19 protein-coding genes and 1 pseudogene are annotated in these 20304 nt (G+C 64.9%); 14 read left to right on the top strand and 6 right to left on the bottom strand.

Annotated elements, in window-relative coordinates:
• The first annotated feature begins 17 nt into the window (after window positions 1-17).
• The 5 genes from Q0L30_RS18505 (at window position 18) to Q0L30_RS18485 (ending at window position 4707) form a co-directional block, all read left to right on the top strand.
• Window positions 18-236 (top strand): hypothetical protein, encoded by a 219-nt coding sequence (locus Q0L30_RS18505; protein WP_296659467.1) that lies wholly within the window; start codon window positions 18-20, stop codon window positions 234-236.
• Window positions 214-945, top strand: a complete 732-nt coding sequence (locus Q0L30_RS18500; RefSeq protein WP_296659464.1) for a GntR family transcriptional regulator — start codon at window positions 214-216, stop codon at window positions 943-945. The genes Q0L30_RS18505 and Q0L30_RS18500 overlap by 23 nt, the downstream gene beginning before the upstream one ends.
• A 488-nt stretch (window positions 946-1433) precedes the next feature.
• Window positions 1434-2681: a formyl-CoA transferase gene (gene frc, locus Q0L30_RS18495; protein WP_296659459.1), complete on the top strand. Its 1248-nt coding sequence runs from the start codon at window positions 1434-1436 to the stop codon at window positions 2679-2681.
• Between the two features lie 107 nt (window positions 2682-2788).
• Window positions 2789-3601, top strand: a complete 813-nt coding sequence (locus Q0L30_RS18490; protein ID WP_296659456.1) for a fumarylacetoacetate hydrolase family protein — start codon at window positions 2789-2791, stop codon at window positions 3599-3601.
• 86 nt (window positions 3602-3687) lie between these two features.
• Window positions 3688-4707 (top strand): hypothetical protein, encoded by a 1020-nt coding sequence (locus Q0L30_RS18485; RefSeq protein WP_296659454.1) that lies wholly within the window; start codon window positions 3688-3690, stop codon window positions 4705-4707.
• Window positions 4708-4814: 107 nt separating this feature from the next.
• Here Q0L30_RS18485 and Q0L30_RS18480 read toward each other — a convergent pair whose 3' ends face one another.
• Window positions 4815-5759, bottom strand: coding sequence for a LysR family transcriptional regulator (locus tag Q0L30_RS18480; protein WP_296659451.1), 945 nt, complete (start codon window positions 5757-5759; stop codon window positions 4815-4817).
• Window positions 5760-6133: 374 nt separating this feature from the next.
• Here Q0L30_RS18480 and oxlT point away from each other — a divergent pair, with 374 nt between their 5' ends.
• Both oxlT and Q0L30_RS18470 read left to right on the top strand, forming a co-directional pair.
• Window positions 6134-7468 (top strand): oxalate/formate MFS antiporter, encoded by a 1335-nt coding sequence (oxlT, locus tag Q0L30_RS18475; RefSeq protein WP_296659449.1) that lies wholly within the window; start codon window positions 6134-6136, stop codon window positions 7466-7468.
• Between the two features lie 20 nt (window positions 7469-7488).
• Window positions 7489-8550 (top strand): LysR family transcriptional regulator, encoded by a 1062-nt coding sequence (locus Q0L30_RS18470; protein ID WP_296659446.1) that lies wholly within the window; start codon window positions 7489-7491, stop codon window positions 8548-8550.
• A gap of 106 nt (window positions 8551-8656) precedes the next feature.
• Here Q0L30_RS18470 and Q0L30_RS18465 read toward each other — a convergent pair whose 3' ends face one another.
• The 4 genes from Q0L30_RS18465 to Q0L30_RS18450 all read right to left on the bottom strand — a co-directional run bounded on the left by Q0L30_RS18465 (window position 8657) and on the right by Q0L30_RS18450 (window position 12660).
• Window positions 8657-9634: a 2-dehydropantoate 2-reductase gene (locus Q0L30_RS18465; protein WP_296659444.1), complete on the bottom strand. Its 978-nt coding sequence runs from the start codon at window positions 9632-9634 to the stop codon at window positions 8657-8659.
• Window positions 9635-9830: 196 nt separating this feature from the next.
• Window positions 9831-10451 carry a LysE family translocator gene (locus Q0L30_RS18460; protein ID WP_296659442.1) on the bottom strand — a complete coding sequence of 207 codons (621 nt, stop codon included), beginning with the start codon at window positions 10449-10451 and terminating at the stop codon, window positions 9831-9833.
• Window positions 10452-10524: 73 nt separating this feature from the next.
• Window positions 10525-11727, bottom strand: a complete 1203-nt coding sequence (gltS, locus tag Q0L30_RS18455; protein ID WP_296659440.1) for a sodium/glutamate symporter — start codon at window positions 11725-11727, stop codon at window positions 10525-10527.
• 153 nt (window positions 11728-11880) lie between these two features.
• Window positions 11881-12660: a hypothetical protein gene (locus Q0L30_RS18450; protein ID WP_296659437.1), complete on the bottom strand. Its 780-nt coding sequence runs from the start codon at window positions 12658-12660 to the stop codon at window positions 11881-11883.
• A gap of 482 nt (window positions 12661-13142) precedes the next feature.
• Between Q0L30_RS18450 and Q0L30_RS18445 the strand changes: the two genes are divergently transcribed.
• The 5 genes and pseudogenes from Q0L30_RS18445 (at window position 13143) to Q0L30_RS18425 (ending at window position 17289) form a co-directional block, all read left to right on the top strand.
• Window positions 13143-13595: an oxidoreductase-like domain-containing protein gene (locus Q0L30_RS18445; protein ID WP_296659435.1), complete on the top strand. Its 453-nt coding sequence runs from the start codon at window positions 13143-13145 to the stop codon at window positions 13593-13595.
• Between the two features lie 43 nt (window positions 13596-13638).
• A pseudogene (locus Q0L30_RS18440) lies at window positions 13639-14493 on the top strand (NAD-dependent protein deacetylase); the annotation flags it as partial.
• 119 nt (window positions 14494-14612) lie between these two features.
• Complete coding sequence (locus tag Q0L30_RS18435; protein WP_296659433.1) at window positions 14613-15227, top strand: DUF938 domain-containing protein; 615 nt, start codon at window positions 14613-14615, stop codon at window positions 15225-15227.
• A 105-nt stretch (window positions 15228-15332) separates the two neighbouring features.
• Window positions 15333-16742 (top strand): NADP-dependent phosphogluconate dehydrogenase, encoded by a 1410-nt coding sequence (gene gndA / locus Q0L30_RS18430; protein WP_296659431.1) that lies wholly within the window; start codon window positions 15333-15335, stop codon window positions 16740-16742.
• Between the two features lie 220 nt (window positions 16743-16962).
• Entirely contained in the window at window positions 16963-17289 is a 327-nt protein-coding gene (locus tag Q0L30_RS18425) for a DUF4148 domain-containing protein (protein WP_296659428.1), read from the top strand.
• Window positions 17290-17698: 409 nt separating this feature from the next.
• On the opposite strand, the gene Q0L30_RS18420 is transcribed toward Q0L30_RS18425, so the two are convergent.
• Entirely contained in the window at window positions 17699-18019 is a 321-nt protein-coding gene (locus tag Q0L30_RS18420; RefSeq protein ID WP_296659425.1) for a hypothetical protein, read from the bottom strand.
• Between the two features lie 313 nt (window positions 18020-18332).
• Between Q0L30_RS18420 and Q0L30_RS18415 the strand changes: the two genes are divergently transcribed.
• Both Q0L30_RS18415 and ltaE read left to right on the top strand, forming a co-directional pair.
• Entirely contained in the window at window positions 18333-19058 is a 726-nt protein-coding gene (locus Q0L30_RS18415; protein WP_296659422.1) for a peptidoglycan DD-metalloendopeptidase family protein, read from the top strand.
• A gap of 220 nt (window positions 19059-19278) precedes the next feature.
• Window positions 19279-20283: a low-specificity L-threonine aldolase gene (ltaE, locus tag Q0L30_RS18410; protein WP_296659420.1), complete on the top strand. Its 1005-nt coding sequence runs from the start codon at window positions 19279-19281 to the stop codon at window positions 20281-20283.
• Window positions 20284-20304 lie beyond the last annotated feature (21 nt).

The following is a 20304-nucleotide window of genomic DNA, read 5'->3' as shown; positions in this document are numbered from 1 at the left end:
ATCTGATGGAGCTTCAAATGGATTTCGTCTCTCTCGCCCTCTTCAGCGCATCTGTCTTGGGGTTAGGCGCCGCCGCCACCGTTCTGATCGCCAAATGGCTGCCGAAGTCGGCCGTCGAAGCGGCAGCGGAACACGGCCGGTTTGTCGGTCTGGGCGAGGCGCTGGTCGCAAAGCAGTCGGCGTATCGTCCGCAGTTCCGCAAAGAGGCAATGAATGTCGTCAGAACTTCAAACTGAAGCTGTAGCCCATCCTTCTCCCGCGCCGCTCCAGCTCGCGTTGCAGCCTATCAACGCGACGCTGAGCCTGCGCGATCAGGCGTACGCGATGCTGCGTCAGGCAATCGCGGACGCCGACATCTACCAGTCACGCGAGGAAATACGGCTCGACGAGCGCGTGCTCAGCGAGACGCTCGGCGTCAGCCGCACGCCGGTGCGCGAGGCGATGACGCTGCTCGAACAGGAAGGCTTCCTGCGCATGGTGCCGCGCCGCGGCATTTATATCGTGCGCAAGAGTAAGCGCGAGATCGTCGAGATGATCCAGATGTGGGCCGCACTCGAGAGCATGGCCGCCCGGCTCGCGACGATCCACGCGACCGACGAGGAAATCGCGAATCTGCGCCACATGTTCGACAATTTCCGCGACAGCACACCGGCGGAGCATATTGCCGAGTATTCGGACGCCAACATCGCGTTTCATCAGGCGATCGTCGAGCTTTCGAAGTCGCAAATGATCCTCGAAACGATCAAGAACATCTTCGTGCACGTGCGCGCGATCCGGCGCATGACGATTTCGCAGAGCGATCGCGCGTCGCGTTCGATTGTCGACCACCTGCGGATCATCGAGGCACTCGAAAAGCGCGACACCGAACTGGCGGAGCGACTCGTGCGCCAGCATTCGCTCGATCTCGCTACCTACGTCGAGAAGCATTGCGACTTCCTCGATTGACCGGAACGACGTAGCGCACGCAACGTTGTTATCTGCAAAACGGGAGGCTCCAGGGCCTCCCGTTTTGCGTTTACCGCGCGACACGTTCTAACGCCCGACGGGGAAAAACTTTATGCGCATCAACTTTTTTATTTTCAAGAAAGTGATGCGCGGCTCGCGTGCGTATCGCTCATCCTTGTGTATCCCCTCTCATGTATCTCGTGCACCGAATCCAGTGCACCGCGCTGCCCTGAGCCTCGGGGTTTTCCCGTGCATGCGCCGCAGCAATACGCCCGGAATTCACGTGAATCCATGCTGGGCGGGGCTTTGAGACGATTCCGCACGCATCCTGCCACGGATAATCCCGCTCTTGCGTGGCGTTGATATATCACATACCGTATTGTCAAACGGCGCAGGCTTCCATCGCTCCCATGCGAACGCTGACGCGGCCGCAGTCTACTGATTTTCGAAAACACGCCCGGCCACGACTACTAATAAGGAGACACGACATGGGCAAGGCATTGGATGGCGTGCGGATCCTCGATTTCACGCACGTGCAGTCGGGTCCGACGTGCACGCAACTGCTCGCATGGTTCGGCGCCGACGTCATCAAGGTGGAGCGCGTTGGCGCAGGCGATATCACCCGCGAGCAACTACGTGACATTCCGGACGCAGACAGCCTCTACTTCACGATGCTCAACGGCAACAAGCGCTCGGTCACGCTCGACACCAAGAATCCGCACGGCAAGCGGGTACTCGAACGCATGATTCGCGACTGCGACGTACTCGTGGAGAACTTCGCGCCCGGCGCGCTCGAGCGCATGGGTTTTGGCTGGGAGCGTATCCAGACGCTGAATCCGCGCATGATCGTCGCATCGGTGAAGGGCTTCGGTCCGGGACCCTACGAGGACTGCAAGGTCTACGAGAACGTCGCGCAATGCGTGGGCGGCGCGGCCTCGACGACTGGCTTCGACGATGGCCCGCCCGTCGTGACGGGTGCGCAGATCGGCGACAGCGGCACCGGGCTGCATCTCGCGCTCGGCATCGTCACGGCGCTGTTCCAGCGCGAGCACACCGGGCGCGGACAAAAGGTGCTCGCCGCGATGCAGGACGGCGTGCTCAACCTGTGCCGCGTGAAGTTGCGCGACCAGCAGCGGCTCGATCGCACCGGCGTCATGAAGGAGTATCCGCAATATCCGAACGACGATTTCGGCGATGCCGTGCCGCGCGCCGGCAACGCATCGGGCGGCGGCCAGCCAGGCTGGATTCTCAAATGCAAGGGCTGGGAGACCGATCCGAACGCCTATATCTACTTCATCGCTCAGGCGCCCGTGTGGGAACGGATCTGCAAGCTGATCGGCCGCGAGGAATGGATCGGCGATCCGCGCTACGCAACGCCCAATTCGCGGCTGCCGCATCTCAAGGAGATCTTCGCCGAGATCGAGCGATGGACGATGAACCGCACGAAATTCGACGCAATGGCGGTGCTCAATCGCTACGACATTCCGTGCGGTCCGATTCTCTCGATGAAGGAGATCGCCTCGGACGAGTCGTTGCGCACGAGCGGCACGATCGTCGAGGTGGAGCATCCGGTCCGCGGCAAATACCTCACGGTCGGCAATCCAATCAAGCTCTCGGACAGCCCTACCGAAGTGACGCGGTCGCCGCTGCTAGGCGAGCACACCGACGAAGTACTCGCTGAATTCGGCTACTCGAACGACGAGATCCGTTCGCTGCGTGTTGCCGGCGCGATCTGAACGCAGTGCACAGGCAGGCGTCGCGCGATGCCCGCCTGAATGAATGCGACTGTGAATATCACTGAGCGTGCGCCGGAGGTTTGCGCACGGCAACGATGGAGCGAAGCATGAACACCTGGATGCGCTTGATGGGGCCCGACGGCCGGATCGTGTTCGGCCGCGTCGAGAATGGATATCTGCACGAATACGCGGGCCTCGATCAGCCCGTGCCGACCGGCGCGGTGCTGCCGCTGCGCACGCTCAGCCCGCTCGCGCCCTGTGCGCCCGGCAAGGTGGTTGCGCTATGGAACAACTTTCACGCACTCGCGGCAAAGCTCGAAAAACCGGTGCCTGCGCACCCACTTTTTCTGTTGAAGCCGGCTGGCTCGGTGATCGGGTCGGATGCGCCGATCCTTCGTCCTGCGCACTACGCGGGAAAAATCGCCTTCGAAGGCGAACTGGGCATCGTGATCGGCAAACGCTGTAGCAATGTGAGCGAGGAAGAGGCGCAGTCCTCGATCTTCGGCTATACGATCGTCAACGACGTCACCGCGGCCGGCCTGCTCAACGAAAATCCGCACTTCCCGCAATGGTGCCGCGCGAAAGGTTTCGATACGTTCTGCTGCATGGGTCCGGCTATCGTCTCCGGTTTCGACTGGCGCAGCGCGCGCGTGGTGACGCGGCTAGATGGGGTCGAACGCCAGAACTATCCGCTCGACGACATGGTGTTCACGCCCGCGCAGCAGGTCAGCCTGATTTCGCAGGATCTGACACTCGAAGCGGGTGACGTGATCGCCTGCGGGACGTCACTCGGCGTGGGCTCGATCGGTGCGGGCGCAACGGTTGAGATCACGATCGAGGGTATCGGCACGCTGAGCAACACACTCGCTGCGGAGCGAGCCGAAGGCGTGCCGGACACCGCTGCCCAAAGCGCGGCGTGAAGGTACAGAAGGAACCGGGAAGGAACCGAAGTCTCCGAAAGCACTGACGACGCGCGCGGTGTGACATCCGGGCGCGAGGAGAACCGATGCGAACGCAACTGGCTGGCGACATCGTGTGGTTGGGCGGCAGCCTTCTCTACGCCTGTGCGATTTGTGCACTTGCACAACTGGCGGCGCTGGCTCCGCCGTGGGCGCGGGGCATGCCCGCCGTCGCACGGGTCGCGCACGGCAGTGTGCGGTGCAGGAAAGCGTTGCGCGAGCCGCGCGTCGCCACGGCCATCTGCTATGCACTACTACTTGCCGTGCTGCCAGGCTTGATCGCGTTTGGGGTGACCCATGCCGCCGCTGCGGTGGCGGCGGTCGAGGCGGGCGCATTCGCCGGATCGTGGCTCGGCGTGCGGCTGGGTCCGGGCGTGCGCGTTCGCTTGATTGCCGTGGCGGGCTGCGTCGCGGGGTTCGTGGCGCTCGGCAGCGGTATCGGATGGTTTCTCGCGCAACCTGAATCCAGGTTGTTCGAACAGCGTGCGGCGAGCTATCTGGCGGTGGTGCTGGGTGCGCTGCTGCTCGGCGCCGCCGCGAGCGCGGTGTGCGGTGCGGCGCATGCAGGAGCGCGCGCAGGTCCGCGTGCTCCGTTCAGCGTCGGTGACCGCCTCGTGCACGCCGCAGCGCTGTTGCTTGGCATCGCACTCGGCTGCGGCTTCGCGACGGCGGGTGTTGCCGGCGAATTCGCGCTTCCGGCGCTCGCTGCCGGGAGCGTGCTCGGAATGGCGCTCGGCGCGCGTCTCATGACGCGGGCGCGGCGGCCGCGCATCGGGCGGTTTGCTCCGGTGCCCGCTGCGGATGCGCGACGGCACGCCATCGGCGCAAGCATGCTGAGGCTGAGTTTTGCCGGTGTGCCTGACGAACTGCTGGTCGAAGCGTGCGGCAGCGGCACGTTTGCTCCCGAGTGTCTCTATGCGCGTGCCGCTCCACCTGGCGCGTCCGCACGCATCGCACGTGAAGTGCCGCAGGGCGTGCCGCGCCGGCAGCGCCGCCGCTATCGCGCGCTGCGGCGCGTGCGCCTTGGCAGCCCCGAAGCAGGCAACCAGCGAGTAACAAGCGAGTAACAAGCGCGTAACAGGCGGACAACAAGCGGACAACAAGCAGGCCGCTTGAAGCCAAAGCGGGCGAAGGATCAGGAATGACTAAAGCATTCGTGCCGATCCATAGCGATTCACTTGTGAAGACTGCTTTCCGACACGCGCGTGATGCTTTCGATGAGTTGCGCACCTTCTTCCATGAGGAAGCGCTTGAACGCGAGCGCGACCGGCGGCAGGCGCTTGTTTTTGCGGTGCACGACGTACCAGTTGAGCATGACCGGAAAGGATTCGACGTCGAGCACCACGAGGTGCCCGACCTGCAGTTCGAGGCTGACGGTGTGTGCGGAGAGGAATGCGATCCCCATGCCCGCGATCACAGCCTGCTTGATCGTCTCGGTGCTTTTGATCTCCATGGCGATCTTCAGGTTTGCAATCTTGCCCGCGAACCCTTCTTCCATCGAGTTCCAGGTATCCGAGCCGCGCTCGCGCACGATGAACGCCTCGTTGGCGAGCGTGCTCAATTTGATGCCGCGCTTGTGCGCGAGCGGGTGCGTGGGCGCCGCCACGATCACATACGGGTGCGGCGCAAACGGCTCGTTGATGGCGTCGGTCGCGTGCGGCGGGCGCACCATCACGGCGAGATCGGTCTGGTTCGTCGCCAGTTGATGAAGCAACTGTTCGCGGTTGTAGACCAGCAGGTTGAGCGAAACGCCCTTGTAGCGCCGCGTGAATTCGGCCAGCAGGCGCGGAAAGAAGTAGTCGCCCGCGCTGATCACGGCGACGTTGAGCTTGCCGCCCGAGACGCCTTTGAGCTGGCTCATGGCCTCGTCGACTTCGTGGAACTGCTGGATGATCGCGCGGCTGTAGTGAAGCATCTCGGTGCCTGCCGGCGTGAGGTAGGTCTTTTTGCCGAGCTGCTCGAAGAGCGGCAGTCCTGCATGTTCCTCAAGCTGGCGGACCTGCGTGGAAACGGCCGGTTGCGTGAGATGCAGCTCTTCGGCGGCACGCGAAAAACTGAGGTGGCGCGCGACGGTTTCGAAGACCTTGAGCTGCCGCAGGGTGGCGTTTCGCATCGTCATGAGCGATCCATAAAGGAATCTGAATCCTGATAATAACAAACTTTAATTGTGAGTAATTCAGCAATGACCCTAGCATGGCATTGAAAGGAGTCCGAATGCCGTCCATGCAGCATGCGGGTTAACGCCGGGGTAGGGAAAACACGGCAGCACAAGGTATCAATAAAGCGGTCGAACCCCCGTGCAATAAAGGGGTGACGAACAGGATGCATTAAATCGAATGTGTGCGGGTCGGCAGATTTCTATTCGAATTTCAGTTTTGTCTGTGTAATAAGAATCAAAGGCAGTTTAAGGTCGCGATCGAAAACTATAAGCAGCAATTTATGCAGGCCGGCAATTCCGCTGGCACTCATGAATGGAAAGTGGAGACAAGCGAGATGAATGCAATCAGTCAAAGGAGCGAGACAGGTCCCTTCTGGACCAACCGCTGGTTTCAGTTAGTCGTGGGCATGGTGTGCATGGCGCTAGTCGCCAATCTGCAATACGCATGGACGTTGTTCGTCGCGCCGATGCACGCGCGGCACCAGTGGGGCGTGGCGTCGATTCAACTGGCGTTCTCGATCTTCATTCTGACTGAGACCTGGCTCGTGCCGATCGAAGGCTGGCTGGTCGACAAGTTCGGTCCGCGTCCGGTCGTGGCGGTCGGTGCGGTTTGCGCGGGCCTCTCGTGGGTCCTCAATTCGTACGTGACGACGCTGCCGATGCTGTACGTCTCGTCCGCGATCGCGGGCATTGGCGCAGGCGGTGTGTACGGCACCTGCGTCGGTAATGCGCTCAAGTGGTTCCCGGATCGTCGCGGTCTCGCGGCGGGCCTCACGGCTGCGGGTTTCGGTGCGGGCGCAGCGGTTACCGTGATTCCGATTGCGAATATGATCGCGAGCCGCGGCTTCGAGCACACGTTCTTTTTCTTCGGCATCCTGCAGGGCGTGTCGATTTTCGTGCTTGCGCTGCTGCTCGTGAAACCCGCGCCGCGCGCGACCGTTGCGTCGCCACGGCGTCTCGTCTCGCGCGTCGACTACACGTCGGGGCAGATGATCAGGCAACCGGTGTTCTGGGTGATGTACGCCGCGTTCGTGGCCGTCGCTGCGGGCGGCCTGATGGCGACGGCCCAGATCGGCCCCATCGCCAAGGACTGGGGTCTCGCCAAAATGCCGATGACCGTGTTCGGCGCGACGCTGCCGCTGCTCACGCTGACGCTCTCGATCGACAACATCTGCAACGGCTTTACGCGTCCGCTGTGCGGCTTCGTCTCGGACAAGATCGGCCGTGAGAACACGATGTTCTTCATTTTCGTCGGCGAAGGTCTTGCGCTGCTCGGCATGATGCGGTTCGGCACGAACCCCTATGCGTTCATGACGTTCGCCGCGCTCATCTTCCTCTTCTGGGGCGAGATTTTCTCGATCTTCCCGGCGATCTGCGCCGATACCTTTGGCAGCAAGTTCGCCGCCGCCAATGCGGGCACGTTGTACACGGCCAAGGGCACGGCATCGCTGCTCGTGCCGATCGCGTCGATCCTCTCGGCATCGGGCGGCTGGAGCGCCGTATTCGTTGTGGCCGCCATCATCACGATTGCGGCGGGGATCAGCGCCAAGTTCGTTCTCGCACCGATGCGCCACCGCCTGCTCACGCAGCAAAGCGACGCGTACCAGGTTTCCCGCACGGACGACGCGCCGTCGGGTCTGTCGCAGTGGTCCAACCAGACCGGCGAATAAGACAGGACGCGGGAAACGCGATGAACGTATCCCTCCAGCAACTCAAGGTCTTCGTTGCGGTCGCGCGGGCGCGCAGCTTCACGCGCGCCGCGCGCGAGTTCGGCCTCACGCAGTCGGCGGTGAGCCGCTGCGTGCGCGATCTCGAAGAGGCCGTCGAGTTGAAGCTGTTCGACCGCACCACGCGGAACGTCGAACTCACGCTCGCGGGCAGCGGCTTCGAGCGCCGCATCGGGCGACTGCTCGATGAAATCGACATGGCGCTCGCCGAAGGGCGCGAAGCGAATCAGGCCCATAGCGGCGTCGTGCTCGTGGCGAGCAATCCCGCGTTGTCGTCGACGTGGGTGCCTGCCGCGCTCGCCCGCTGCGCCGCCGCGTTTCCGTCGCTTACGCTGCAGCTCGAGGACCTGCCGCAGTCCGCCGTTTTGCGGGCCGTCGAGCAGGGCGAGGCGGACTTCGGCGTGATCGCCGAGGCCGCGCCGCCGCTTGCGTCAGGCCTTTCAGGCCCGTCCGGCATGCCCGGCATGTCCGGTGTATTCGGCAATCTCGACGTGCAGCCGCTCGCTGAGACGCCGCTGTGCGCGGTGATGCCGCCGTTTCACCCGCTCGCCCAGCACAGCATGCTGCGCTGGGCCGATCTCGCGGGCGAGCCGCTTGTCACGCTCAATCGCGATGCGGGCTGCCGTGATGCGGTGGTGCGCGCGCTGGCCGGGCTGCGCGCCGAAGGCAAACCGCTGCAGGAGTTCGCACACGCGGCGGGCGTCGCGCGCATGGCGCAGCTTGGTCTCGGCATCGGCGTGCTGCCCGTTTCCGCAGGCGCAATAGAGGCGCGCGGTGCAGCCGATCCCGCCTGGCATTGGCCCGCGCCGGCGGGCTCGCTCGCGGTGCGTGTGCTGCATCCGGTCGTCAATGTGACGACGATGCTCGTGCGCCGCCGCCATCGTTCGCTGCGCCCGTGTGCTCAGGCTGCGTGGTCGCAGTTCGCCGCAGACGCGTCGAGCGGCGCGCAAGCCGGTGTGCCGAAGCGCGAGGCGGCGTGCACGTCGTTGTCGGCGCAACCGTATGAACGGGCGAGCGTGAGCTAGACGATTCGCTGCGGTTTTGCTTCACGCAATAAACAATGAAATACGGACCACGACGTGGTCCGTTTTCGCTTTTGCCACCGCTTATGCCACCGCTACCGCAGTGGCGTCACGCAGCCATCAGCGCCATGCGTTCGCGCTGTTTGACGAGGGCGAGCACGACGTCGATGGTCGGCGTCGGTTCGCCGACGAGCACGCCCATCTCCTGCACGACCGTCAAGAGCGGATCGATTTCCATCGGCCTGCGGTTTTCCAGGTCGACGAGCGTCGAGGTCTTGTGCGCGCCCACCGCGCCGGCGCCGTCGATACGGCGCTCCACGTCCACGCGGAAATGCACGCCGAATTTCTCGGCGATGTGCTTGGCCTCCAGCATCATCGTGCGCGAGACGTTGCGGGTCGCCGGATCGCTCGTGATGACGTCGAGCGTGCCGTGCGTGAGCGCGCTGATCGGGTTGAAGCAGAGATTGCCCCAGAGCTTCAGCCAGATTTCGTCGCGGATGTTTTCACGGATCGGCGCGTCGAAACCGGCGGCCTGCATGATCTCGTGCAGTTGCGCGATGCGCTGCGTGGGCTCGCCCGACGGCTCGCCAATCGGAAATTTCTTGCCGTACACGTGGCGGATCACGCCGGGCGCGGCGATTTCGGCGGCCGGATACAGCACGCAGCCGATGGCGCGCTCGGGCCCGAGGCGATTCCACTGCGAGCCGTCCGGATCGATGCTTTCGAGCCGGGTGCCCTCGAACCGGCCGCCGTGCCGATAGAAGTACCAGTAGGGGATGCCGTTCGTGCCCGTGACGATGGCGGTGTGCTCGCCGATGAGCGGCTGCATGGCGTCGATCACGCCCGCCACCGAATGCGCCTTGAGCGTGATGATCACGACGTCCTGCACGCCCAGCTCGCGCGGATCGGAGGTGCAGCGCACATCGGCGACATATTCTTCGCCGTCCATCAAAAGACGCGCGCCGTGTTCGCGCATGGCGGCGAGATGCGCCCCGCGCGCGATGAAGCTCACGTCGGCGCCCGCGCGTGCGAGCTGCACGCCCATCATGCCGCCTATTGCCCCCGCTCCAAAGATGCAGATCTTCATGTTCAAACCCCAGTGACGTTGAAAACCGCTTGTCCGTCGCTGCGCGGAACGTGCTTTAAAAAAAGCGTGCAGTTAAAAGCGTGCCGCTCGCCGCATCGACAGACGATGGTTCGAGCATAGGGGGATGCGTGGATTAACGACAGTTAAAGTTTGTCGGTAAAACCATCAACAAAAGCTTATGAATGGAGCGCGACGATCAGCGATAGCGCACGAGCAGGAAACTCACGCCGATCAGGCCGAGAAACGCGCCGCAGCAGCGATTGAACCAGCGGCGCACGGCCTGGCGCGTGAGCCAGCGGCCGAGGTACACACCGGCGAGCGAGTAGAGCGCGATGGCGATCCATTCGAGCACGAGAAAGCTCGCGCCGAGCACGGCGAACTGCGGGCCCATGGGCTTCGCCACATTGACGAATTGCGGCAGAAACGCCGTGAAAACGAGGATCGCCTTCGGATTGCCCGCGGCCACGAGGCACTCGCGCCACGCGAGGCGCGCAAGCGACGCGTCTTCTTCGAGGGCCATGCCGGCCGGCGCCGCGTCGCTGCGCCAAAGCTGGATGGCGATCCAGACCAGATACGCGGCGCCCGCGAGCTTGATCACCAGGAAGAACGTTTCGGAAGCGCGCAGCACGACCGCGAGTCCCGCGGCGGTGAGCGCGATCATCGCGGCGAACGCCACGAGCCGTCCCATGCCGCCCACCACCGCGCGGGCGAAGCCGTAGCGCGCGGCCACGTTGATGGAGAGCAGGTTGTTCGGCCCCGGCGCCATGTTGAGCGCGAAGCAGGCGGGAAGAAAGAAGAGCCAGGCGGTAAGGGACATGATCGGGCCGCGCGCGCGTCGAAGGGGCGAATCGACTGATTCTATCCGAAACGCGCGGCGGCCCCGGCGGCCTTCAGTGGAACAGCGGCAGCGCGAGAAACAGCTTGATGACGATGGCGTTGACGACGTCGATGAAGAACGCGCCTACCATCGGCACGATGAGGAATGCGACGTGCGAGTGGCCGTAGCGCGCCGTGACCGCCTGCATGTTCGCGATGGCGGTGGGCGTCGCGCCGAGGCCGAAGCCGCAGTGACCCGCGGCGAGCACCGCTGCGTTGTAATCGCGGCCCATCGCACGGAATGTGACGTACATCGCGTAGAGGACCATGAGGACGGTCTGCGCGGCGAGGATCGTGAAGACCGGCAGCGCGAGGGCGGTGAGATCCCAGAGGCGCAGCGTCATGAGCGCCATCGCGAGAAAGAGCGCGAGGCTCACGTTGCCGATCAGCGCGACCGCGTGCTCGGCGACCGGACGCCCGAAGTACGCGAGCCCGTTCGAGAGCAACACGCCGACAAACAGCACGCACACGAACGTGGGCAATTCGAACGCGCTGCCCGCAAGCAGATGCGAAATCGCGCTGCCCGCGGCGAGACTGATGGCGATGAGCGTGAGCGTGTTGATGAATGCGGCGGGCGTCGTGGGCTGTTCGGCCTTCGGCTCTTCGAAGGCGAAGGCGTCGGGCGCGGCGGCTTCGCCGGCTGCCGTGCCGCGGTGGCCGATGCGCTTGAGCAGCCGCTGTGCGACCGGCCCGCCGATAATGCCGCCCATGACGAGCCCGAACGTGGCGCACGCCATGGCGACTTCAGTGGCCGAAGACAGGCCGTGATTCTGGCTGAACACCCTGCCCCACGCGGCGCCGGTGCCGTGTCCGCCGGACAGCGTGATCGAGCCGCCGAGCAGACCAAAAAGCGGATCGATGCCGAGCCACAGCGACATGCCGATGCCGAGCACGTTTTGCAGCACGAGCAGCCCGATCACCACGACGAGGAAGCGCACGAGCACCGGGCCGCCCATCTTCAGACTCGAGAGATTCGCGTTGAGGCCGATGGTGGCGAAGAAGGCGAGCATGAGCGGCGTTTGCAGGCTGGTGTCGAACTTCACGTCGACATTCGCGCCGGAATGCAGCCCGAACAGGATGAGCGCGACGATGAGACCGCCGGCGACCGGCTCTGGAATGGTCCATCGGCGCAGGATCGGCAGCGCGGTGACGAGCCGCTCGCCGAGCAGCAGGACGAGTGAGGCGGCAACGAGCGTGCCGTATAAGTCGATGTTCATGGTGGACCTTCAGCGCGGGGGAGAGGGAAAGCAGACGGACACCAATCCCGCGCGCGGTGCCATCGTCTACGGTAGACGAGCGTCGCGTTCGGACCGCAGTGTGTGCCTCGCCAGCCGGCGAGCGCGAACCTGCGAACGCGCGCTCTCTGGGCGTCACTTCATGGTTGCTTTGCCGACCTCGATGATTTCGGCCAGATGCCGGGCCGGCACGACTTCGCGAATCATCCCGATGTGGGTGTTCTGGGTCGAACCCAATGCGTCGTCGCCAAAATTCACGCTGTGATCGAATGCCCGGTAGGCCAGTGGAACGTCCACCGGCTCCGGCCATTTTTTCTCGATGGCGTAATAGGTCACGGCGGCCATCAGCAGCGTGAGATCCCGATCGGGATGGAAACCGTCGCCGGCCGTCACCCATCGGAAGCCGGGCTGGATCTGCTGCGCCATCAGGTAGGCCATGCCGGTCGGCACGTGCCCGTCAGCCTTGATGCGCACGCTCGTGATGGCTTCGGCCCGGTTGACGATGCGGTTAGCCATGAGGCTCTCCTGGTGCGTGCCCATCACGTAGACCCGGGCGCCGTTGGCGCGGGCAATCCGCGCGAGGTTCGCGAAGGCGGCGGCGCTGGCCTTGCAGCCCGCATCGTTGCGTACGGATTTGTCGAGCATGCAGCTCGCCAGGTTGCCGCGCTCCTGCAGGATGACGGCATCGAATCTCTGCTTTTTGAGTTCGCGCGCAAGCGCCTGGCTGCGCACGCGCTCGTCCAGATCGCCGCCTGTTTCCACCAGCATGTCGGCCCGGATGTCGCGCTGGTCTACGGCTTTGACCAACGCCCTGTACACCTCGGGAAGATTGCCGATGTAGGTACGGCTGTCGCCCACCCACAGCACGCTGTTGGCCGCCTGTGCGAGCGGCACGCACAGCGCCAGCGTCGCCATGACGAGCGCGCTGAGCAGGGCGGATCGGAGCGTAGCCCGGGTCAAAGTCCGGATTGAGGATCGATCTGAAGCGCAGTAGTGCGAAAAAACCGGAGGTATGCGTGTCTTCGTGTTCAAACTTTTTTTAAACGTGGTGTGAGATCGCCAGGCCATCGTTCTTGTTTCGTCGATAGCGGGCGAATCTTCGGCGCATCGCTTGCGCATCCGGTGCGGCAAGCTGATCCGTGTGAACGATCTGGAGAGGGCGCTCCTGCCTGGAGCGTCGGCCATTCTATCAGCATTGCGAAACATTAATTGTTGAGAATTGTTAGATGGCCTGGGGCGGGCGATGTCATCGATGCTGTCAGAAAACCGTGGCCGATCCCGGGTTCCGGGGCTGCCATGCACGGTTCGGCCCGCTGCGGGCGGGCGGTGCGGCATCGCACGCGCACTCAGCACGTCCCGTATACTGGTCGTCGACTTGCCACGACGACCGAATACCCATGTCTTTGCCTCCGCGGCCCGAGGACGATCCGCGCCCCGAACCCCCCATTCGTCCCGACGACGATGCCTGCTGCGGCTCCGGCTGCGATCCGTGCATCTTCGACTTCTACGCCGAAGCGCTGAACAGCTGGCGCGCCGAACTCGCTGCATGGGAAGCGCGCGAGGCCGCACGCCGTGAAGCGGCGGCACGCGAGGCCGGGGACGCAACTGCGGGCGACACGACGCCGAAGGTTCTGACCCGATGTGAACCGCCCGCAAAGCGTGCTCCGAAGCAGGCTGCAACACAGGGCGCAACACCGGCCCCGAAGCACGCCCCGAAGCAGGCCGCGACACAGGCTGCAACACAGGACGCAAAGCAGGCTCCGAAGCACGCCCCGACGCACGCCCCGAAGCAGGCCGCAACACAGACGCCTAAGCGAGCACCGAAGCAACCGCGCAAACCGGCCAACTGAGCTGAGCGCGCCGCCCACGCCCGAGCGCGCAATCGAACCCGCCATGACCGAATCCGACCCGCTGACTCCCGCCGCTCCCGCATCCGATGCGCTCGACGCGCTGCAAGCGTTCGTCGAGCGCCATCCGCGCCTGTTCGTGCTGACCGGCGCGGGCATCAGCACCGATTCGGGCATCCCCGGTTATCGCGACGAAAACGGCGCCTGGAAGCGCTCGCCGCCGATCACGTTGCAGGAATTCACCGGCTCCGAAGCCTGGCGGCGCCGCTACTGGGCGCGCAGCATGCTCGGCTGGCCGGCTGTCGGCTTCGCGCAGCCGAACGGCGCGCATCATGCGCTCGCGCGTCTCGAATCCGCGGGCTACGTGTCGGCGCTCGTCACGCAGAACGTCGACGGACTGCATCAGCGCGCGGGCAGCCACGGCGTCATCGAACTGCACGGCAGCATCGGCCATGTCCATTGCCTCGCTTGCGGCGCGCAGTACACGCGCGCGTCGATCCAGCCGCTGCTCGAAGCGAACAATCCCGAAGTCGCGGGCGCGTTCGCCGCGCCCGCCGCCGATGGCGACGCCCATCTCGACTTCGACGGCAACCTGCCCTTCGCCGTGCCCGCGTGCGCCGCGTGTGGCGGCATGCTCAAGCCGTCGGTGGTGTTCTTCGGCGAGAACGTGCCGCGCGAGCGGGTCGCGGCGGCAACGGCCGCGCTCGATGCGGCCGATGCGGTGCTCGTCGTCGGCTCGTCGCTGATGGTCTACTCGGGCTATCGTTTCTGCGCCTGGGCGCAGCAGCGCGGCAAGCCCGTCGCAGCCGTGAACCTCGGACGCACGCGCGCCGATCCGCTGCTCGCGCTCAAGGTCGAGGCGTCGTGTGGGGCGACGCTCGAAGCGCTCGCCGCGCGTTTGCCGCCGCGCCTTAGCGAACATGACGGACCGCGGCCTGACGCGGCTGCAGACACGGCCGCAGACACGGCTGCAAACGGCGGCGAACCGCCCCGAACCGCTACGAATACAGACATCGAACGATGAGCGAACCGCACTCCAGCGCGCGCCTTTTCGCGTCAGCCGCCGAACGCAACGCCGCGCCGATCCTCGAAGTCCTGCGCGGCGCGCTGCCCGCGCGCGGCAAGGTGCTCGAAATCGCGAGCGGCACGGGCCAGCACGCCGTGCATTTCGCGGCGGCATTGCCCGATATCGAGTGGCAGCCGAGTGATGCGGATCCGCTCGCGCGTGCCTCGATCCAGGCCTGGCGCGAGCACAAGGGTCTGTCGAATCTGCTCGCGCCGCTCGATCTGGACGTGCGCCGCGAGCCGTGGCCGATCGATGCGGCCGATGCGGTCGTCTGCATCAACATGATTCACATTGCGCCATGGGAGGCGGCGATCGCGCTCATGAACGGCGCGGGCCAGCGTCTCGCGGCGGGTGGCGCGCTCGTGCTCTACGGGCCGTACCGGCGCGGCGGCGCGCATACGGCGCCGAGCAACGAGGCATTCGACGCCCAGTTGCGCGAGCGCGATCCGGCATGGGGCGTGCGCGACATGGAAGCTGTTGAAGCGCTCGCGCAAGCGCAAGGCCTTTTATGCGCGCAGCGTGTGCCGATGCCCGCGAACAACTTCAGTCTGGTCTTCAGGAAGCGGTGATTCCGGGCACGCCGTGACCCGGTGCGGGCAGCGCCCGGGCGTTTCCCTTATCCTTGCACGATTGGCGCCCTGGGCGTCGCCGTCAAAGCGAAGTGGAGATACAAAATGAGCAAGCAGGCAATCGGTGTGGTGGGGCTGGCCGTCATGGGCCGCAATCTGGCGCTCAACATCGAGAGCCGGGGCCATGCGGTGTCGGTCTTCAACCGCACCCGCGAGAAAACCGACGAACTGATCGCCGAATTCCCCGACCGCAAGCTCGTGCCGGCCTATACGCTGGAAGCGTTCGTCGAGTCGCTGGAGAAGCCGCGCCGCATCCTGATGATGGTGAAGGCGGGCGAGCCGACCGACGCCACCATCGCGTCGCTCAAGCCGCTGCTCGATGAGGGCGACATCCTGATCGACGGCGGCAACACGCATTTCACCGATACGATCCGCCGCAACCAGGAACTCGCGCAGGCGGGCCTGCATTTCATCGGCACGGGCGTGTCGGGTGGCGAGGAGGGCGCGCTCAAGGGGCCGTCGATCATGCCGGGCGGCCCGCGCGACGCCTACGAACTGGTCGCGCCGATCCTCACCGAAATCGCGGCGAAGGCGCCGGACGGCGCACCGTGCGTCGCGTACATGGGCCCGGACGGCGCGGGCCACTTCGTGAAGATGGTTCACAACGGCATCGAGTACGGCGACATGCAGCTGATCGCCGAAAGCTACGCCGTGCTCAAGCAGGTGCTCGGCCTCTCGAACGAGGAACTCGGCAAGGTCTACACCGGGTGGAACCAGGGCGAACTCGACAGTTACCTCATCGACATCACCTCGCGGATCTTCGGCAAGAAGGATGCGGAGACGGGCAAGGATCTCGTCGACGTGATCCTCGACCGCGCCGCGCAGAAGGGCACCGGCAAGTGGACCAGCCAGAATGCGCTCGATCTGGGCGTGCCGCTGCCGCTCATCACCGAGTCGGTGTTCGCGCGCGTGCTCTCGTCGCTGAAGACGCAACGCGTCGCGGCGAGCAAGGTGCTGTCGGCGCCGTCCGTGAAGCCGTTTGCGGGGGACCGCACGGCGTTCATCGAAGCGGTGCGGCGCGCGCTGTACCTGAGCAAGGTGATCTCCTACGCGCAGGGTTTTGCGCAACTGCGCGCGGCTTCCGACGACTACAAGTGGGACCTGCAGTACGGCACGATCGCGAAGATCTTCCGTGCGGGCTGCATCATCCGCGCGCGCTTCCTGCAGAAGATCATGGACGCCTACGCGCACGATCCGCAGCTCGCGAACCTCTTGCTCGACCCCTATTTCCGCGATATCGCCGCGAACTACGAGGCGGCGTTGCGCGAGGTGGTGGTCCAGGCCGTGTCGGCGGGTGTGCCGGTGCCCGCGTTCTCGTCGGCGATTGCGTATTTCGACGGCTATCGCGCCGAACGCCTGCCGGCCAACCTCGTGCAGGCGCAGCGCGATTTCTTCGGCGCACACACGTTCGAGCGCATCGACAAGCCGGGCAGTTTTCACGCCGATTGGGCTTGAGGACGGCACGCGCAGGCGCGCGGTAGAAATCCATACTAACGTTACGGTTTTTGCTTGAATCGAAAGGCGAGTCACGTCGACTCGCCTTTTTTATTGCCTGAAATGAAATTGTGTTTCAACTAATTAGGGTTTTCCCTAGATCGAAAAGCCTCCTAGACTCTGTTCAACGGCTTACGAACAAGGCGTTCGAAGCCTGGATAAAACACATGGAGGTCTACGCATGAAGAAGCTCATTCCCGCGGTTGTGGTTGCCGCCGCGCTCGCCATTCCGGCCATTTCGTTCGCGCAGCCGGAGCAGCAAGGCCTGACGCGCGCCCAGGTGCGTGCGGAACTGGTGGAACTCGAACAGGCGGGCTACAACCCGGCGACCGATCATCTCAGCTATCCGGCAAGCATCGAGGCCGCCGAGGCGCGCGTGCATGCGCAGCAGCTCGCCAGCAGCGACGCCAGCGGCTTCGGCGCGCCGGCAGCCGGCACGACGCAGGCGGGCGACGCGGTTGCGCCGCAACGACCGGCCAAGCCAGGATCGGTTTATTTTGGCCACTAAGCCGGCCACCAGGCCGTTTCGCTGAAATCCGACGCCATCGCGCCGCGTCATGCGGCTCGCTGGCCCCGGAGATGGAACGTGCAGTTGCTGTGGTCGTGACAGGTTTATGCAGTTGAAGTAGCAGTTGCTGTCGAGGTAGCTGTAGCAGTTGCAGTTGCAGTGGAAGTGGCAGTAGCAGTGGAAGTAGCAGTTCCGGCAGTAGAAGTTGCGTAAGCAGTTGCAGTTGCAGTGGTGGTTGCAGTTGCAGTAGAAGTTGCAGTGCTGAAGTCTCTGAGAGGTTGGATTAGTAGTGGCAGTATCCGCAGCACGCAGTCAAGCGCGGCCCGGTCCAGAACCGGTCCGCGCTTTCTTGTTTGGGGCGCCGTCTACGCCGGGTCAGGGTCTGTTTGCGCCAGACACAGGCCCTGCCTCAGTGCAGGAGGCGCGGGCGGCGTGCGATGTCGTCGAAGAGCGCACGGCCAGGCTCGAGTGCGAACAGCCAAGTTTCGTCGTAGCCGCTCAGCGTGTCGAGCGACTGGCGTAGACGCTCGATCACCACGGCCGGAATTTCGACGGTCGCCTCGACGCCGCCAGACAGGTGTGCGACGCTCGCGTGCTGGACCAGTTCGTCTGCCGCTTCGGCCACGTCCGCCGCAAACACAAGGTGGTTGTTCAGCAATTCAACAAGGCCGGGCGACGCTGCGATGTCTTCGACACTGAGCTGCACGGAAAGGAAGGTGGCTTTGTTCATCCTCGGATTCCTCACGGATGCGGGACACCGGTGAAACATCTGTCGTTGTTTTTATGGTGAAGCACGACGCAGTATAGGCGAGCGTTGCCGGAAGTGAGTGCTGCCCGCTTCGCGCGGTGCGTTTCGCATCGGACGATATAATGGTTCGCCCGTTTTTTCCGGCCCTCCTTTTTCGCCAGGCGTGGCGCGTCAGCGAACGCTGGCGAACCGAAGCACATCGAATGTACGTGGCGCCCAGTGTAGGTAGCCAGGCGCAAGCGAGGCACAAGCGAGGTACTGCAACATGAATCGACACCGGCGAAACCCGGACGCAATGTCAGGAGCGGCAGCAGTGGCAGCAGGGGTGGCACTGGCTGCCCTGACGCTCCTGATGAGCGCCTGCACGATTACCCCCTGGGGCGAAACGGTCGGCAGACCCGTCCCGACTTCGACCGGCGGCGTTCCCGCCGGTTACTACCGCGTCAATCCCGGCGATACGCTCGCGCGCGTCGCCGCGGCCTTTGGCCAGCGTCCGCAGGACATCGCAAGCTGGAACCAGCTGCCGCTCAACGCAAGCGTAGTGCCCGGCCAGGTGCTGCGCGTAGCGCCGCCGCCGAGCTTCGCGCCCTCCGCGCAGCAACCGCCGTCTTCAGCACCCGCGGCGGCGGGTGTCGCCATGCCCGCGCCCGTCCCCCCGTCTCTCACGCTCGCCTGGCCGGTTTACGGGCCGCTGCTGCAAAAGTTCGTGCCCGGCAAGGCCAGCGGCATCGTGATCGGCGGCGTGGTGGGCGAACCGGTCAAGGCGGCTGCGGCGGGCCGCGTGGTCTACGCGGGCACGGGCATCGAGGCCTATGGGCCGCTCGTCATCATCAAGCACAACGATTCGGTCGTGACCGCGTACGGCCACAACGGCAAGCTGCTCGTGAAGGAAGACGAGGCCGTCACACAAGGCCAGCCGATCGCCGAAATGGGCGTCGACACCCACGGCGTCGCGAGCGTGCAGTTCGAAGTGCGCAGCAACGGCAAGCCGGTCGATCCGTTGCCCCTGCTGCCTCACTAGGCCGCACGCGCAAACCGGCGCGAAAACCGGCGCGAAAACCGCCGCACACGGCGGCGTTTTTGCGCCATTTGCCTGCGCACGCCGTTCGAAACTACACTCCAAGGTTCCCAAGCCGCGATGCGCGCCGGTTTTCGCGCCGGAATACGCGCGCCGCCACGCACGGCGCACACGCGCCGCGCGGGCGGCATCGCGCGAGCGCCAACCAGGAGGACTTCATCGCATGATCGATCTGCGTAGCGACACCGTTACCCGCCCGAGCGAAGGCATGCTCGCCGCCATGACCCGCGCCGAAACCGGCGACGACGTCTGGGGCGACGACCCGACTGTCCTGCGCCTGCAGGCGCGCCTCGCGGAGGAAGCGGGCAAGGAGGCGGGCCTGTTCTTCCCGAGCGGCACGCAGAGCAACCTCGCCGCCCTGATGGCGCACTGCGCGCGCGGCGACGAATATATCGTCGGCCAGGCGGCGCACACGTACAAATACGAAGGCGGCGGCGCGGCGGTCCTCGGCAGCATCCAGCCGCAGCCGCTCGACAATGCCGAAGACGGCACGATTGCGCTCGAACGCATCGCCGCCGCGATCAAGCCGCTCGACGATCACTTCGCGCGCACGCGCCTGCTCGCGCTCGAGAACACGATCGGCGGCAAGGTGCTGCCGGCGGCGTATGTCGCCGAGGCAACCCGGCTCGCCCACGCGCGCGGACTCTCGACGCACCTCGACGGCGCCCGCGTGTTCAACGCCGTCGTCGCTTCGGGCCAGTCGCTCGCGGCGCTCTGTGCGGGCTTCGATTCGGTGTCGATCTGCTTTTCGAAGGGGCTGGGCGCGCCGGTGGGTTCGGTGCTGGTCGGCAGCCGGGCCGTGATCGACGTGGCGCACCGCTGGCGCAAGGTGCTCGGCGGCGGCATGCGCCAGTCGGGCGTACTGGCGGCGGCCTGCCTCTACGCGCTCGATCACAACGTCGCGCGACTCGCCGACGATCACGCCAACGCGGCACGCCTTGCAGCCGGTCTCGCGCAAATCGCGCAAGTGAAGGTCATGTCGCAGGCGACGAACATGGTATTCGCACAGTTCCCGCAGGAACACTGCGCGCCGCTCGAAGCGTGGCTCAAGGAGCGCGGCGTGCTCACGCAGATGCTCTACGCGTCGCGATTCGTGACGCACCTCGATTTGTCGGCGGCCGATATCGATACGTTCGTCGAGGCCGTGAAGGCGTATTTCGCGCGATAACGCGCCGGCGCGGCGCGACGA

It is taken from the genome of Paraburkholderia sp. (genome assembly GCF_024281035.1).
Taxonomy (GTDB): domain Bacteria; phylum Pseudomonadota; class Gammaproteobacteria; order Burkholderiales; family Burkholderiaceae; genus Paraburkholderia.
The sequence above is the reverse complement of the archived record's forward strand: the minus strand, read 5'-3'. Positions and strand labels throughout refer to the sequence as shown.

Bases quoted from the DNA above. Each gene is read 5' to 3' on its own strand.
- Q0L30_RS18415 (WP_296659422.1), top strand. From the start codon at position 18,333: ATGTCAGGAGCGGCAGCAGTGGCAGCAGGGGTGGCACTGGCTGCCCTG.
- Q0L30_RS18425 (WP_296659428.1), top strand. From the start codon at position 16,963: ATGAAGAAGCTCATTCCCGCGGTTGTGGTTGCCGCCGCGCTCGCCATT.
- Q0L30_RS18435 (WP_296659433.1), top strand. From the start codon at position 14,613: ATGAGCGAACCGCACTCCAGCGCGCGCCTTTTCGCGTCAGCCGCCGAA.
- ltaE (WP_296659420.1), top strand. From the start codon at position 19,279: ATGATCGATCTGCGTAGCGACACCGTTACCCGCCCGAGCGAAGGCATG.
- Q0L30_RS18445 (WP_296659435.1), top strand. From the start codon at position 13,143: ATGTCTTTGCCTCCGCGGCCCGAGGACGATCCGCGCCCCGAACCCCCC.
- Q0L30_RS18505 (WP_296659467.1), top strand. From the start codon at position 18: ATGGATTTCGTCTCTCTCGCCCTCTTCAGCGCATCTGTCTTGGGGTTA.
- gndA (WP_296659431.1), top strand. From the start codon at position 15,333: ATGAGCAAGCAGGCAATCGGTGTGGTGGGGCTGGCCGTCATGGGCCGC.
- Q0L30_RS18500 (WP_296659464.1), top strand. From the start codon at position 214: ATGTCGTCAGAACTTCAAACTGAAGCTGTAGCCCATCCTTCTCCCGCG.
- Q0L30_RS18465 (WP_296659444.1), bottom strand. From the start codon at position 9,634: ATGAAGATCTGCATCTTTGGAGCGGGGGCAATAGGCGGCATGATGGGC.
- Q0L30_RS18420 (WP_296659425.1), bottom strand. From the start codon at position 18,019: ATGAACAAAGCCACCTTCCTTTCCGTGCAGCTCAGTGTCGAAGACATC.
- frc (WP_296659459.1), top strand. From the start codon at position 1,434: ATGGGCAAGGCATTGGATGGCGTGCGGATCCTCGATTTCACGCACGTG.
- Q0L30_RS18460 (WP_296659442.1), bottom strand. From the start codon at position 10,451: ATGTCCCTTACCGCCTGGCTCTTCTTTCTTCCCGCCTGCTTCGCGCTC.
- Q0L30_RS18450 (WP_296659437.1), bottom strand. From the start codon at position 12,660: ATGGCGACGCTGGCGCTGTGCGTGCCGCTCGCACAGGCGGCCAACAGC.
- Q0L30_RS18485 (WP_296659454.1), top strand. From the start codon at position 3,688: ATGCGAACGCAACTGGCTGGCGACATCGTGTGGTTGGGCGGCAGCCTT.
- Q0L30_RS18480 (WP_296659451.1), bottom strand. From the start codon at position 5,759: ATGACGATGCGAAACGCCACCCTGCGGCAGCTCAAGGTCTTCGAAACC.
- Q0L30_RS18490 (WP_296659456.1), top strand. From the start codon at position 2,789: ATGAACACCTGGATGCGCTTGATGGGGCCCGACGGCCGGATCGTGTTC.
- gltS (WP_296659440.1), bottom strand. From the start codon at position 11,727: ATGAACATCGACTTATACGGCACGCTCGTTGCCGCCTCACTCGTCCTG.
- oxlT (WP_296659449.1), top strand. From the start codon at position 6,134: ATGAATGCAATCAGTCAAAGGAGCGAGACAGGTCCCTTCTGGACCAAC.
- Q0L30_RS18470 (WP_296659446.1), top strand. From the start codon at position 7,489: ATGAACGTATCCCTCCAGCAACTCAAGGTCTTCGTTGCGGTCGCGCGG.